The organism is Roseicyclus marinus (assembly GCF_036322625.1).
Lineage (GTDB): Bacteria > Pseudomonadota > Alphaproteobacteria > Rhodobacterales > Rhodobacteraceae > Roseicyclus > Roseicyclus marinus_A.
This window is the reverse complement of record NZ_AP027266.1, coordinates 612,842-626,457: the sequence shown is the minus strand read 5'-3', so window position 1 is coordinate 626,457 and position 13,616 is coordinate 612,842. Positions and strand designations below refer to the sequence as shown.

19 protein-coding genes are annotated in these 13,616 nt (G+C 64.3%); all 19 read right to left on the bottom strand.

The features are described 5' to 3' along the window. Positions 1-2: 2 nt before the first annotated feature. The 19 genes from nuoK to AABA51_RS02970 all read right to left on the bottom strand — a co-directional run bounded on the left by nuoK (position 3) and on the right by AABA51_RS02970 (position 13,593). Positions 3-311 carry an NADH-quinone oxidoreductase subunit NuoK gene (gene nuoK, locus AABA51_RS03060; RefSeq protein ID WP_277824179.1) on the bottom strand — a complete coding sequence of 103 codons (309 nt, stop codon included), beginning with the start codon at positions 309-311 and terminating at the stop codon, positions 3-5. Between the two features lie 85 nt (positions 312-396). Beyond that, positions 397-1,011 (bottom strand): NADH-quinone oxidoreductase subunit J, encoded by a 615-nt coding sequence (locus tag AABA51_RS03055; protein WP_338274292.1) that lies wholly within the window; start codon positions 1,009-1,011, stop codon positions 397-399. A gap of 1 nt (position 1,012) precedes the next feature. After that, on the bottom strand, positions 1,013-1,429 hold the full coding sequence (locus tag AABA51_RS03050) for a carboxymuconolactone decarboxylase family protein (RefSeq protein WP_338274290.1): 417 nt from the start codon (positions 1,427-1,429) through the stop codon (positions 1,013-1,015). After that, a complete protein-coding gene (nuoI, locus tag AABA51_RS03045; RefSeq protein WP_277824185.1) occupies positions 1,426-1,920 on the bottom strand; it encodes an NADH-quinone oxidoreductase subunit NuoI in 495 nt (164 codons plus the stop codon). Before nuoI ends, AABA51_RS03050 begins: the two co-directional genes overlap by 4 nt. A gap of 1 nt (position 1,921) precedes the next feature. Then, a complete protein-coding gene (nuoH, locus tag AABA51_RS03040) occupies positions 1,922-2,959 on the bottom strand; it encodes an NADH-quinone oxidoreductase subunit NuoH (protein WP_338274287.1) in 1,038 nt (345 codons plus the stop codon). 10 nt (positions 2,960-2,969) lie between these two features. After that, a complete protein-coding gene (locus AABA51_RS03035; RefSeq protein ID WP_416916708.1) occupies positions 2,970-3,368 on the bottom strand; it encodes a hypothetical protein in 399 nt (132 codons plus the stop codon). A gap of 11 nt (positions 3,369-3,379) precedes the next feature. Next, positions 3,380-5,401: an NADH-quinone oxidoreductase subunit NuoG gene (gene nuoG / locus AABA51_RS03030; protein WP_338274284.1), complete on the bottom strand. Its 2,022-nt coding sequence runs from the start codon at positions 5,399-5,401 to the stop codon at positions 3,380-3,382. A gap of 77 nt (positions 5,402-5,478) precedes the next feature. Then, positions 5,479-5,886 carry a DUF5333 domain-containing protein gene (locus tag AABA51_RS03025; RefSeq protein WP_338274282.1) on the bottom strand — a complete coding sequence of 136 codons (408 nt, stop codon included), beginning with the start codon at positions 5,884-5,886 and terminating at the stop codon, positions 5,479-5,481. Positions 5,887-6,038: 152 nt separating this feature from the next. After that, positions 6,039-6,293 (bottom strand): hypothetical protein, encoded by a 255-nt coding sequence (locus AABA51_RS03020; RefSeq protein WP_338274280.1) that lies wholly within the window; start codon positions 6,291-6,293, stop codon positions 6,039-6,041. Between the two features lie 165 nt (positions 6,294-6,458). Further along, positions 6,459-6,800 (bottom strand): hypothetical protein, encoded by a 342-nt coding sequence (locus AABA51_RS03015; RefSeq protein ID WP_338274278.1) that lies wholly within the window; start codon positions 6,798-6,800, stop codon positions 6,459-6,461. A gap of 99 nt (positions 6,801-6,899) precedes the next feature. Next, on the bottom strand, positions 6,900-7,229 hold the full coding sequence (locus tag AABA51_RS03010; RefSeq protein ID WP_338274276.1) for a hypothetical protein: 330 nt from the start codon (positions 7,227-7,229) through the stop codon (positions 6,900-6,902). Beyond that, the gene (nuoF, locus tag AABA51_RS03005; protein WP_338274274.1) at positions 7,226-8,521 is read right to left on the bottom strand and encodes an NADH-quinone oxidoreductase subunit NuoF; all 1,296 of its coding nucleotides are present in this window, start codon (positions 8,519-8,521) and stop codon (positions 7,226-7,228) included. The genes AABA51_RS03010 and nuoF overlap by 4 nt, the downstream gene beginning before the upstream one ends. Positions 8,522-8,574: 53 nt before the next feature. After that, the gene (locus tag AABA51_RS03000) at positions 8,575-8,811 is read right to left on the bottom strand and encodes a DUF5337 domain-containing protein (RefSeq protein WP_338274272.1); all 237 of its coding nucleotides are present in this window, start codon (positions 8,809-8,811) and stop codon (positions 8,575-8,577) included. An 82-nt stretch (positions 8,812-8,893) separates the two neighbouring features. Continuing rightward, positions 8,894-9,439, bottom strand: coding sequence for a hypothetical protein (locus AABA51_RS02995; protein ID WP_338274270.1), 546 nt, complete (start codon positions 9,437-9,439; stop codon positions 8,894-8,896). 41 nt (positions 9,440-9,480) lie between these two features. After that, positions 9,481-10,149 carry an NADH:ubiquinone oxidoreductase gene (locus tag AABA51_RS02990; protein WP_338274268.1) on the bottom strand — a complete coding sequence of 223 codons (669 nt, stop codon included), beginning with the start codon at positions 10,147-10,149 and terminating at the stop codon, positions 9,481-9,483. Between the two features lie 67 nt (positions 10,150-10,216). Then, the gene (locus tag AABA51_RS02985; RefSeq protein WP_338274266.1) at positions 10,217-10,459 is read right to left on the bottom strand and encodes a hypothetical protein; all 243 of its coding nucleotides are present in this window, start codon (positions 10,457-10,459) and stop codon (positions 10,217-10,219) included. 108 nt (positions 10,460-10,567) lie between these two features. Continuing rightward, entirely contained in the window at positions 10,568-11,662 is a 1,095-nt protein-coding gene (locus AABA51_RS02980) for an NADH-quinone oxidoreductase subunit E (RefSeq protein WP_338274264.1), read from the bottom strand. A gap of 96 nt (positions 11,663-11,758) precedes the next feature. Further along, positions 11,759-12,979 (bottom strand): NADH-quinone oxidoreductase subunit D, encoded by a 1,221-nt coding sequence (locus AABA51_RS02975; RefSeq protein ID WP_338274262.1) that lies wholly within the window; start codon positions 12,977-12,979, stop codon positions 11,759-11,761. Further along, entirely contained in the window at positions 12,976-13,593 is a 618-nt protein-coding gene (locus AABA51_RS02970) for an NADH-quinone oxidoreductase subunit C (protein ID WP_338274260.1), read from the bottom strand. The genes AABA51_RS02975 and AABA51_RS02970 overlap by 4 nt, the downstream gene beginning before the upstream one ends. Between the last annotated feature and the right edge of the window lie 23 nt (positions 13,594-13,616).

Below are 13,616 nucleotides of genomic sequence, written 5' to 3'. Positions count from 1 at the left end.
GTTCAGCCCTTCATGTTCGATACGTCTTCGACCGCGATCGTGCCGCGGTTGCGGAAGAAACAGACAAGGATGGCAAGACCGATGGCCGCTTCGGCGGCGGCGACGGTCAGCACGAACAGCGTGAACACCTGCCCCGTCAGATCGCCCAGAAAGGCCGAAAAGGCGACGAGGTTGATGTTGACCGCCAGAAGCATCAATTCGATCGACATCAAGATGACGATGACGTTCTTGCGGTTGAGAAAGATCCCGAAGATCCCGATGACGAAAAGCGCCGCCGCCACCGTCAGGTAGTGTTCAAGTCCGATCGTCATCTCGTCCCTCCGCAAGGCCCTATCGCCCCGCATGGTCGTTCAACTTGTGCCGCGCTTGGGCGCGGTCTGGTTCAGACAGGGGTGGTCAAAGCCCCTGGCCCGGTTTCACGTCTTTCAGTTCCAGCGCCTTTTTCGGATCGCGCATCATCTGGGCGATGATGTCCTGGCGCTTCACATCAGCCCGGTGGCGCAAGGTCAGCACGATGGCCCCGATCATGGCGACCAGCAGGATCAGCCCCGACACCTGGAAGGCGAGGAAGTAGCGGTCATAAAGGATCAGGCCCAGGGCTTGCGTGTTATGCGCCTGTTCCAGCGCGGGCGTGGGGTTGGCAAGCCGCCCCTCGATCCCGTCGGAAAAGGTCCAGGGCCCGAAGGCCAGCGCCAGTTGCATCAAGAGAACCACGCCGATCAGGCCCGCAAGCGGCATGTATTTCGCCATCTCGGCCTTGAGCTCGGCGAAATCGATGTCGAGCATCATCACCACGAACAAGAACAGGACCGCGACCGCGCCGACATAGACGATGATCAAGAGCATCGCGACGAATTCCGCGCCCACCAGCACGAAAAGCCCAGCCCCCGACAGGAAGGCGAGGATCAGCCACAGGACCGAATGAACGGGGTTGCGCGCCGTCACGGTCAAGAGGCCGGCGATGACCATCACCGCCGCGAAAAGGTAAAAGGTGAAATCCGCAATCGTCATCTCAGGCCTTGCCTTCCGTATCGAGGGCTTCGGTCGCCAGTTCCATTGCCTTGTTCATCGCGGGCACGCCGCCGAAAAGGGCGGCCAGACCGATGGTTTCGGCCACTTCCTGCCGGGTGGCGCCCGCCGCGATCGCGTGGCGCACGGTCAGGCGGATCTGCGCCTCGGCCACCGCGCCCTGGATCGTCAGACCCAGCAGCGTCAGCAACAGGCGCGTCTTGGCCTCCAGCCCGCCGGGGTTGAACTGGCGGCCCAGAAACGCCTCCAGCATCTCGGCAGGCACGGTCGGCCACATCTTGTCCATGGTCGAGGGCGTGAAGCTGGCCAGCGCCGGGTTCAGCGACTTGACCCAGGTTTCCGTCATTTCCTGGGTCTGGCGCATCAACGCCTCGAACGGGTTTGCGGGGGTGTCAGTCATCGGTAGGGCGCATCCAGTTCGAGGTTGCGCGCGATGGCCGCTTCCCAGCGTTCGCCGTTTTCCAGAAGCTTGGCCTTGTCGTAGTACAGCTCTTCGCGCGTTTCGGTGGCGAATTCGAAATTCGGCCCTTCGACGATGGCATCCACCGGACAGGCTTCCTGGCAGAAGCCGCAATAGATGCATTTCGTCATGTCGATGTCATAGCGCGTGGTGCGGCGCGAGCCGTCTTCGCGGGGTTCGGCATCGATGGTGATCGCCTGCGCGGGGCAGATCGCCTCGCACAGCTTGCAGGCGATGCAGCGTTCCTCGCCGTTGGGATAGCGGCGCAGCGCATGTTCCCCCCGGAAGCGCGGCGACAGCGGCCCCTTTTCGTGGGGGTAGTTGATCGTCACCTTGGGGGCGAAGAAATACTTCATCCCCAAACGGAACCCGGCCCAGATATCGGCCAGGAGAAAATACTTGGCGGCGCGGGTATAGTCGATCTGGCTCATGTCACCCTCCGATCGCCCAGCGGGCATAGGCGCCGCCGAACAGTTCGAATTTCGCGGCAAAGGCCACCAGAACGACCCAGGCAAGGCTGAAGGGCAGGAAGACTTTCCACCCCAGCCGCATCAGCTGGTCGTAGCGGTAGCGCGGCACGATGGCCTTCACCATCGCGAAGAGGAAGAAGAAGAACGCCATCTTGGCGACCATCCACAGCGGGCTGTCCGGCAGGAACGGCACCGGCGACAGCCAGCCGCCGAAGAACAAGAGCGTGATCAGCGCGCACATCAGGAAGATGGCGATGTATTCGCCCGCCATGAAGAGCAGGAAGGGCGTGGAGGAATATTCCACCTGGTAGCCCGCCACCAGTTCCGATTCCGCCTCGGGCAGGTCGAAGGGCGGGCGGTTCGTTTCGGCAAGTGCCGAGATGAAGAACAGGAAGACCATCGGCAAATGCGGCAGCCAGTACCAGCTGAACAGGCCCCAATCCCCGTCCTGCGCCGCCACGATCGCCCCGAAATTCAGCGAGCCGGTCGAGATCACGACACCGATGATGATGAGACCGATGGACACCTCGTAGGAGATCATCTGCGCCGCCGAGCGCAGCGAGCCGAGGAACGGGTATTTGGAGTTCGAGGCCCACCCGCCCATGATCACGCCATAGACCTCGAGCGAGGACATGGCGAAAACGTACAGGATGGCCACGTTGATATCGGCCAGAACCCAGTTGTCATTGAAGGGAATGACCGCCCAGGCGATCACGGCCAGAACGAAACTGGTCATCGGGGCAAGCAGGAAAACGGGGCGATCCGCGCCTGCCGGGATCACGACTTCCTTGACGACGTATTTCAGCGCGTCGGCCACCGTCTGCAGCAGGCCGAAGATGCCCACCACGTTCGGGCCGCGCCGCATCATCACGGCCGCCCAGATCTTCCGGTCGCCGTAGACGAGGAACAAGAGACTGACCATGACAAAGCCGAGCACCAGCAGGCTTTGCGCCGCCATGATCGTCATCAGGCCCAGCGTGGTCGAAAAAAAGCCGTCCATGGGTCGTTCCCTAAACCGTCGGTATCCCCTGATCGGCGCACGCGGCCGCCACTACTTCGGCGTCGAGCGTCTGCAACCCCCGCGGGAGCGCCGGCGAGATGGTGTAAACCGCATCTCCGACCCAAACGCCACCCTGTTCCTGCACATTTGTGCGGACATGTCGCGCAAAGCCGAAGCCGCGTATGAGGGCGTATTGCGCAGCTGCGCAACGCGCGTAAGCGTCCACGTCGTCGCGGGTCGCCACACCCGTCATCTGCACGCGGAAATTGACCAGATCATTGTCCAGAAGCCGGGTTTCGACACCGTCATAGCTGGCGGGGGGCATGGAGCCCGGTCGCGGCCCCTCGCCCGCGGCGCAAGCCGCGACAAGGCTCAGGCCCAAAAGGCCCGAAACGCCACCCCGGACCAAAGCCACCGCCCTTACTCCGCCGCCATCCTGGTTTCGGCGCGCGCCTTGGCCCGCGCCGACAGTTCGGCCATCAGGCTCGAGGCCCGCGTGATCGGATTGGTCAGGAAGTGATCCGCAACGGCCATGACGAAATCCGCCTTGCCAAGCGGGCCAAGCGGCAGCGCCTCGCCCGTGTTTTCCGGCACCTCGTCGATCATGGCCAGATGCGGCACGGCTGCGACCAATTCACGCCGCAGCTCGGCCAGCGTGTTCCAGCCCTGCGTCTTGCCCAGTTCGGCAGAGAGCGCGCGCAGGATCGCCCAGTTTTCCTTGGCCTCGCCCGGCGGGAAACCGGCGCGGAGCGCCAGTTGCGGACGGCCCTCGGTGTTGACGAACAGGCCCTGCTCTTCCGTCCAGGCAGCGCCCGGCAGGATCAGGTCGGCACGATGCGCGCCGCGGTCGCCATGGCTGCCCTGGTAGATCACGAAAGCACCCGGCGCGATGTCCACCTCGTCCGCGCCAAGGTTGTAGATCACATCGGCCCCGTCGACGGCGGCGGTCAGACCACCCTCGGTCACGGCACCCACATCCATCGCGCCCACGCGGCCCGCAGCAGTGTGCAGAATCAACAGGCCCGAGCCCGATTCCGCGGCAATCTGCATCGCATGGGCCAGAACGGCGGCCCCATCGGCCTCGCGCAAGGCACCCTGGCCAAGGATCACGAGGCTGTCGACGCCTTGGGCACTATCGTGTTTCGCGCCGATCTGTGCACTCAGCGCTGCCCGGTCGGTGCCCAGATGCGTGTAATCATAGGTCAGATCGACCGCCTGCCCGATCAGCGACACCTTTGCCCCCTGCGTCCAGGCCTTGCGGATGCGCGCATTCAGAACGGGGGCCTCGGTGCGGGGATTCGTGCCGATCAGCAAGATCGCCTTTGCCGTGTCGATATCCTCGATCGCGGCGGTGCCGACATAGGCCGCGCGGTTGCCTGCGGGCAGTTTCGCCCCATCGGTGCGGCACTCCACGGCGCCGCCCATGCCCTCGACCAGATGCTTGAGGGAAAACGCGGCTTCCGTCGGGGCCAGATCGCCGATCAGCCCGGCAAGCTTGGCGGCGCCCTTGATCTTGCGTGCGGCCAGATCCAGCGCCTCGGCCCAGCTGGCCGCGCGCAGTTTGCCGTCCTCGCGGATATAGGGGCGGTCAAGCCGCTGGCGACGGAGCCCGTCCCACACATAGCGCGACTTGTCCGACAGCCATTCCTCGTTCACGCCGTCATGATTGCGCGGCAGGATGCGCATGACTTCGCGCCCCTTGGTGTCGATGCGGATGTTCGACCCCAATGCATCCATCACGTCGATGGATTCGGTCTTGGTCAATTCCCAGGGCCGCGCGGTGAAGGCGTAGGGTTTGGACGTCAGCGCACCCACCGGGCACAGGTCCACGATATTGCCCTGCAGCTCGGATTCGAGCGTCTGGCCGAGATAGCTGGTGATCTCGCTGTCCTCGCCCCGGCCGGTCTGGCCCATTTCGGGCACACCCGCGACCTCGGTGATGAAGCGGACGCACCGCGTGCAAGAAATACAGCGCGTCATCTCGGTCTTGACCAGGGGGCCAAGGTCGAGGTTGTCGGCGGCGCGCTTGGGTTCGCGGTAGCGTGAGAAATCCACGCCATAGGCCATCGCCTGGTCCTGCAGATCGCATTCGCCGCCCTGATCGCAGATCGGGCAATCCAGCGGATGGTTGATCAGGAGAAACTCCATCACCCCTTCGCGGGCCTTCTTGACCATCGGGCTGTTGGTCTTGACCACGGGCGGCTGGCCCTCGGGTCCGGGGCGCAGGTCGCGCACCTGCATCGCGCAAGACGCAGCAGGCTTTGGCGGGCCGCCCACCACCTCGACCAGGCACATCCGGCAATTGCCCGCGATGGACAGGCGTTCGTGGTAGCAAAAGCGCGGGATTTCGATCCCCGCCACTTCACAGGCCTGGATCAGGGTCATGGCGGGATCCACCTCGACCTCGTGGCCGTCGATGATGATCTTGCGCAGGTCGCTCATGGGGTGCGGTCCTTCTTCCGGCGCGGGCGACGGGTCTGATGCATCGCCCCGCACTTCGGTTCGGGCCGCTTTTAGACCTACCGGAGCAATCTGCCAATGGGCGAACCGGCGGCGATTTCGTCGCGGCCAACGCGACAGGCGCCCTCGGTATCGGCATCATCGGTCACACCGCGCTGTGCGAAATAGGCGCGGGCCAGGGTGATGAAGCGTTCCTGTTCGTCATCATCCTCGACATAGGCCGTCACCTCGTCCCGGCTGTAGCCAAGGTCCATCGCGTGACCGGCCAATCCCAGAAGGAACGCGCTGGCCGCAAAGCTGCGCCGTTCGATCGACGGGCAGGTCCGTTCGATGTGCCGCCCGATGGTGATCACCAAAAGCCCGTTGTGCAGCCTTTCGTCACTGCGCAGCGCGTCGAAACGGTCGGCGCGCGCCGCTCCGGCTGCGGTCAACAGGCCGGTCGCGATAACGAGGATCGAAAGGGACATTACCTTTGCGTAGGGTTTCATGCGTGCTGCCTCGACATTGCCCGTGCTTGTTGACCGACAGATGGGCCGCATGACCCCTGTCATTCAATAACAAGCCGGTCCTCGATGGCCTCGATCAGCAACGCACCGCCGATAGGCAGGGCCCCATGGGCCTAAATCCGCACGCCCCAGAAGATCACGATCATCCAGACAGTGCCCGCGATGACCGCAATGGACAGAACGCCATAAAGCGCCGCCTCCATCCGCGCGGGCGTGTTCACCGCCATCGCCACGCCCGAGGCCAGCATCGCACCGATCACGACCCCGAGAATCGAACCACCGATGCCCCATGTATAGCCAAGGATCATGCCCGTGACGCAGAACGCCAGGTAGATGACCGCAAGCCCGTACCAATACAAACGAACCATGTACATTTGCCCTTGCTGCCCGTGCATGCCCGCGCTCTTTCGTTGTCGCGGATCATCTTTGCGGCGAAAGTCTAGGCAAAAGCGCGGCATGGCACAACGCAATGCGACACGCTTTGCGTGGGGCTGCGTCGCTTTCGCAACATCGGTCCTGATCGGGTGGGCGGCTCAGCGTTCCGCGCAACGTCCGGATACGATCGGTTCACCGCCCGCATTGCGCGTCACGGCCCAATCGCCGGTCGCCGGATCGATCGTCCAGTCAACATCGGAAAAACCGGTCCGTTCGATGCAATGGCGTGTCGCCTCGAAGCGGGCGCTTTCGCGGGCCTGCTCCAGCGTCGCCCCCGGTGCCCGCACCAGCACGGTGAAATCGCGCCGCGTTTCGCCGGTCGACAGACGTGCATCGAACGGAAGCCCCGCACTGCGCGGACCATTGTCACGAAAGGCGCAGGCCGAGACGCCGACAACGACCCCAAGAAGCATGGCTAGACGCAGGATTTTGATCGTCATCGTCTTCCGTCCGCAAGCAAAGCCCGGGCGCGAGATCGCCCTGTCCCGGTCTCGCCCATCCAACCCTGTGCGTCAAGCACTCGCCGGTTCGGACGTTTGTCAGCGCTGGCAACGCCCCATGAAATAGAACACCCCGTCATCAAGCCGGATCTGGGTGTAATCCCGTGCGGGCGGCAGGGGTTCGTAGCGCGCGCCAAGAGCGGCGCAATGCGCCCCGGCTGCGGCCTCTGCGGCGATCCAATCTTCGCGCATGAGCGCACTGCCGTCACCCCGCCGCACCTCGATGGCGGGCAAGCTCTGGCTGAAGGGCACGCCGCGATTGATCCCGCCGACCTCGAGACTGGTTTCCGCGGCGACGAAATCGGGTAGCGCCGGCATACAGGCGGCAAGCGCCACTGCCGACAGGATCGTGAGACCGCGCGCGATCACTCCGCCGCGATCTCGACCACGCCGCCGCGCTTTACGCGGATGCGATCCTCGATCTCGTGACGGAAATGGCACACAAGACCCTGGATCGGCCAGGCCGCTGCATCGCCAAGCGCGCAGATCGTATGCCCTTCGACCTGCTTGGTCACGTCGAGCAGCATGTCGATTTCCTCGACCTGCGCCTCGCCCTTCACCAGACGGTCCATGACACGCATCATCCAGCCCGTGCCCTCGCGGCAGGGCGTGCACTGGCCGCAGCTTTCGTGCTTGTAGAACTTGGACAGCCGCCAGATCGCCTTGATGATGTCGGTGGACTGATCCATCACGATCACCGCCGCCGTGCCAAGGCCCGAGCGCTGTTCGCGCAGCCAGTCGAAATCCATGATCGCGCCTTCGCGCATCACCTCGGCCGGCAGCATCGGCACGGAGGATCCGCCGGGGATCACCGCCTTGAGATTGTCCCACCCGCCGCGAATGCCGCCGCAATGACGCTCGATCAGTTCGTCAAAGGGGATGCTCATCGCTTCCTCGACGACGCAGGGGTTGTTCACATGGCCCGAGATGGCGAACAGCTTGGTGCCCGCATTGTTGGGGCGGCCAAAGCCTGCGAACCATTCCGCGCCGCGGCGCAGGATGGTGGGAACGACGGCAATCGATTCGACGTTGTTGACCGTGGTCGGACAGCCATAAAGCCCCGCACCCGCCGGAAACGGCGGCTTCATCCGGGGCATGCCCTTGCGCCCTTCGAGCGATTCCAAGAGCGCGGTTTCCTCGCCGCAGATATAGGCCCCTGCCCCGTGATGCAGGTAGAGGTCGAAATCCCAGCCCGATTTGGCGGCGTTCTTGCCCAGAAGACCCGCCTCGTAGGCTTCGTCGATGGCGGCCTGCAGCGCCTCGCGCTCGCGGATGTATTCGCCCCGGATATAGATGTAGCAGGCATGCGCGCCCATCGCGAACGACGCGATCAGGCAGCCTTCGATCAGGGTGTGGGGATCGTTGCGCATGATCTCCCGGTCCTTGCAGGTGCCCGGTTCGCTTTCATCCGCGTTAACGACCAGGTAGCTGGGCCGTCCATCCGATTCCTTGGGCATGAAAGACCATTTGAGACCGGTCGGGAACCCCGCGCCGCCCCGCCCGCGCAGGCCGGAGGCTTTCATGATCTCCACGATCTTGTCGCGACCCAGGCCGATCAGGTCCTTGGTGCCATCCCAATGGCCGCGCACTTTCGCGCCCGCAAGGCTGCGGTCGTGCATGCCATAGATATTGGTGAAGATCCGGTCCTTGTCCTGAAGCATATGGCCTCTCTCGCGTATCTCTGACCCGGGTCTGGCGGGCCGAATGGCTGGCGTCAGCGCTCTGCGCGGCGCGCTTTCCACACCCAATATGTCACAATCAGCGCCCAGACCAGTGCGGCAATCGCCGCAAGGTCGAACAGGAAGGCAAAGCGCGGCGGCAAGCCAAGCTGCCCACCAAGGAAACTTGCGCCCATCCACAGCACCATGGTCGCCGCCATGACGATGGCCGCCAGCCGGATCTGGCCACGGCGGCGGCGTTCGGTCGCGCTGTCTTCGGGTCGGGTTGGCATGGCTTGCTTCGGTCTGGTCGCGTTCGGCCCTGCCTAGCGGATCGGGACGGGCCGGGGCAATCCCCCGGCCCGTCCCGCAATCTCAGATCATCGCACGGGCCTGCGCCACGATGTCGTGACGCGTGCAGATCATGCGAAACCCCTTTTGCTGGGCATCGAGCCAGGCGATCCCTTCTTCGTCCAGCGTGGCGATCTGGTCGAAATGGAAGATCCCGAAGTCTTTCAGCGCTTCGGCGAGTTTCGGACCGACACCCTTGAGCGCGGTCAGATCATCGCCCACCCCGTCGCGGGGCGCATCCAGCAGATGCGGGGACGGGACGACATGCGCTGCCGGGGTCGGGTCAACGACCGCTGCCACAGGCTCCGATACAGGCTCCGCCAGCGGGACGACTTCCGCCATAGGTCTGGAGATCGGCGCATCCCCGATCGGGATCACCTCCGCCACCGGGGCGGGGGGCACGGCTGCGGCACGGGCCAAGGCTGCCAGATAGCTGCGCGGCGCCGTGAGGCCGAGCTGCATGGCCTGCAGCGCGGCTGTGCCGATAAACGCCGTGCCATAGGAAAAAAGATGAAGGACGTCACGCTGCGCAGCCTGACTGCGCAGCCAGATCATTTCGGTGTTGGTCATACCCATTCCTCGGAATTGATGGTCCATAACCCTCCCGAAGGTCAGTATACCTCACCTTTGTCGACTTTGCGCGAGAATTCCGTATCACCGCCCGCCGCCAGCAGCTTTGCCTGCTCGACCCAGGTGTCGCGCGTCACGCGGCCCTTGAACCCTTCGAGGTTCTCGTCGACCCATGCGACCTCTTCGGCGGTCCAGTTGGCGATCTGGTCGAAATGGTAGAAGCCAAGGCTGTTGCACAGTTTTTCGAGCTTCGGGCCGATCCCCTTGATCCGCTTGAGGTCATCGGCACCCCCGGCGCGCGGCGCATCAAGCGCTGCGGGCCGTGTGCCGGCACCACTTGCTGCGACCGGAGCGGGGGCCGGTGCCGGTGCGGCGGCTGCAGGCGCAGACGCGGCCGGAGCGGCGGCCACGGGGGCTGCCTTGGCAGGGGCTGGCGTTGCCGCACCCGCGGCTGCGGCAGGCTGGGCCTCCGTCAGATCGCGTCCGGCCCAACCTGCCGTGCCCGGTTTGACCGGACCCGGCAGGGGGTTGAGAAACATCAGTGAGAGAACCGCACCAACGACGAAAAAGATCACCGCCGCCGCGAAGATCGCCTGGATGAGGGTCCAATCGCCCAGGATCATCAAGGCGGCCATTCCGCCAAAGCCCACCGCCGAGGCCACGCCCCATGCGATCGCAAAATTCAGGATGCCGCCGGATGTCGATTTCATGTGGATTCCCCCGCTGGACGTGCTTTTGCGGCAAACTAACGCAGCAAAAGCGATTTGTCTCGGGTGATCAGGACGAAGTGTCGCGCCCTGTTGCGCTGTTGCGCCGCGCTTCGAGGATCGCGTCGAAATCGGTGGCAAAGGCGAATTGCAGGAATATGCCGCCCACGACGGTGGTCCCCAGCCCCGCGATGGCCCCGACCGCAACCCACAAACCAAGCCACCCCACAGCGGCCAAGGCCACCGTCAATCCCATGATCGCCGCGATCGTCCAGACCACCATGATCATCACGTAACGCTGTCCACTGCTCATCTTCTTTGTCCTTCCTCGGTTGCACCCCGTTCGGTGTGGGGCGCAACCTAGGAAGCATGAGCACCCCGGCCAGAGGCCGGGCCCGCGACATGGTGACCGCTCAGAAGATCAGCGCGCGGCGGCGAGCGTTGCGGCTTGCGCGATCCAGCCATCACGCTCGATACGGCCCTTGAACTTGAGCCGGGCATCGACCCAGGCGATTTCCGCCGGGGTCCAGGCCGCGATCTGGTCGTAATGCCAAAAACCCAGTTCGTTCAGCAGGGCCTCGAGCTTGGGACCGACGCCCGAGATCTTCTTGAGATCATCGGCGGCTTGCCCGGCGCGGGGGCCGGAGAGCTGTTCGGGAGCCGCCTCTTCGACCTCGGCAGGGGCCGTGGTCTCATCGGCCTTGGTCTTGGCCTTGGCCTTGGGTGCGGGCTTGGGCGCTGTCTTTGGCGGGACGCGATCGGCCGCGGGCGCAGGTGGCCGTTCGGCCAGCGCCACGTCGCCACCCGATTGCTTGCCCCAAGGGGCGAGCATCGGCACCTCGGTCCCGTCGATCCGCTTGATCGTGTCGCCGATATCCGTCGCGCGACGCGCCGAGATGTTGAGCGGGTCGCGTCCGGCCTCGTGATCCTTGAGGGAGGTCAGACCGCCCTTGGGCTCGGAGGCATAGCGCCCGTTCTGCGGCCCGGGCGTCGGCACGCGGCCCGCCGCCATCTCGTCGATGATCCAGGCCAGTTTCTCGGCGGTCAGATCCTCGTAGTAATCCTTGCCGATCTGGGCCATGGGCGCATTGGCACAGGCGCCGAGACATTCCACCTCTTCCCAGCTGAACTTGCCGTCGGCGGAGAGTTGATGGGCTTTCGGCGCAATCTTTTCCTTGCAGACGGCCACGAGATCCTCGGCGCCGCAGATCATGCACGAGGTCGTGCCGCAGATCTGCAGATGCGCGACCGAGCCCACCGGTTGCAGCTGGAACATGAAATAGAATGTCGCGACCTCCAAAGCGCGGATATGCGCAAGTCCCAGCATGTCGGCGACATGTTCGATGGCGGGACGGGTCAGCCACCCCTCCTGCTCCTGGGCGCGCCACAGAAGCGGGATGATGGCGCTGGCCTGCCGCCCCTCGGGGTATTTCGTGATCTGCGCCTCCGCCCAGGCCTGGTTGGCGGGGGTGAAGGCGAAGCTGGCGGGCTGGTCGGGATGGAGACGGCGGAGCATCTGTCGGGTCCTTGAAATGTCGAGCGCGGCGAAGGCGTTACCTGCGGAAGCCTCCGGCGGGAGTTTTTTGGCCAAGATGAAGCAGGGCGCCGCCTGTCACCGGTCCACCTCGCCGAAGACGATGTCGAGCGAGCCGAGGATGGCCGAGACATCGGCAAGCTGGTGGCCCCGGCACAGGTGATCCATCGCCTGGAGATGCGCATAGCCCGGCGCGCGCAGCTTGGCGCGGTAGGGTTTGTTGGTGCCATCGGCCACGAGATAGACGCCGAATTCGCCCTTGGGCGCTTCGACGGCGGCATAGATCTCGCCCTCGGGCACGTGGAAACCCTCGGTGTAGAGCTTGAAGTGATGGATGAGCGCTTCCATCGAGGTCTTCATGTCCGACCGCTTGGGCGGGCTGATCTTGCCGCGGGCCATGATCTCGCCCGGGCCTTCGGCGCGCAGCTTGGCGATGGCCTGCTTGATGATCGAGGTCGATTCCCGCATCTCGGCCATGCGGCAGAGGTAGCGGTCATAGCAATCGCCGTTCTTGCCCACGGGGATCTGGAAGTCGAATTCGTCGTAGCACTCATAGGGCTGCGCGCGACGCAGGTCCCAGGCGAGGCCCGAGCCGCGCGCCATGACGCCCGAAAAGCCCCAATCGAGAATGTCCTGTTCGGTCACGATCCCGATGTCGACATTGCGCTGCTTGAAGATTCGGTTTTCGGTCAGGAGCGTGTCGATATCGGCCAGGGCCTTGGGGAATTCATCGGCCCAGGTGTCGATATCGTCGATCAGCTCGGGCGGCAGGTCCTGGTGGACACCGCCGGGGCGGAAATAGGCGGCGTGGAGCCGCGCGCCACAGGCCCGCTCGTAGAAGATCATCAGCTTCTCGCGTTCCTCGAAGCCCCAGAGCGGAGGCGTCAGCGCGCCCACGTCCATCGCCTGCGTCGTGACGTTGAGAAGATGGTTCAGGATGCGCCCGATCTCGCAGTAAAGCACGCGGATCAGCTGCGCGCGGCGCGGCACGGGGGTGCCCGTCAGCTTTTCGATGGCCAGAACCCAGGCATGTTCCTGGTTCATCGTGCCGACGTAATCGAGCCGGTCGAAATAGGGCAGGTTCTGCAGGTAGGTGCGGCTTTCCATCAGCTTTTCAGTGCCGCGGTGCAGAAGCCCTATATGCGGGTCGCAGCGTTCGCAGATCTCGCCATCGAGCTCGAGAACCAGCCGCAGCACGCCATGCGCCGCCGGATGCTGGGGGCCGAAGTTGATGTTGAAGTTGCGGATCTTCTGTTCGCCGGTCTCGACGTCCTGGAACCCTTTGGAGCCGTCCATCATTTCGCCGCCTCCTTGGCCTTTTCATCGCCGGGCAGGACGTAATCGGCCCCTTCCCACGGCGACATGAAATCGAATTGCCGGTATTCCTGCACCAGTTTCACCGGCTCGTAGACCACGCGCTTGAGCGCCTCGTCATAGCGGACCTCGGTATAGCCCGTGGTCGGGAAATCCTTGCGCAGCGGATGGCCGCGGAACCCGTAATCGGTCAGGATGCGGCGCAGATCGGCATGGCCCGTGAACAGGATGCCGAACATGTCGTAGACTTCGCGCTCGTACCAGCCGGCACCGGGATGGATGCCGGTGATCGAGGGCAGAACCTCGTCCTCGCGCAGCGCGCATTTCACGCGGATGCGGTGGTTCTGGTACATGCTCAGGAAATGCCAGACCACGTCGAACCGGCGGTCGCGGGTGGGCCAATCGACAGCCGTGATATCCACGAGGGTCGAGAACTTGCAGGTCGCATCGGACCGCAGCCATTCGATGAACCCGAGCACCGCACCCGGCACGATCTCGACCGTCAGCTCGCCATGGGCCGAGACCGAAGTCGCGATCACGGCATCGGGATTGCGGTCCGCGATATGGGCGGCCAGTTCCTTGAGGGTTTCGACGCTCATCTGTCGTCTCCTTCGCGCGCGAT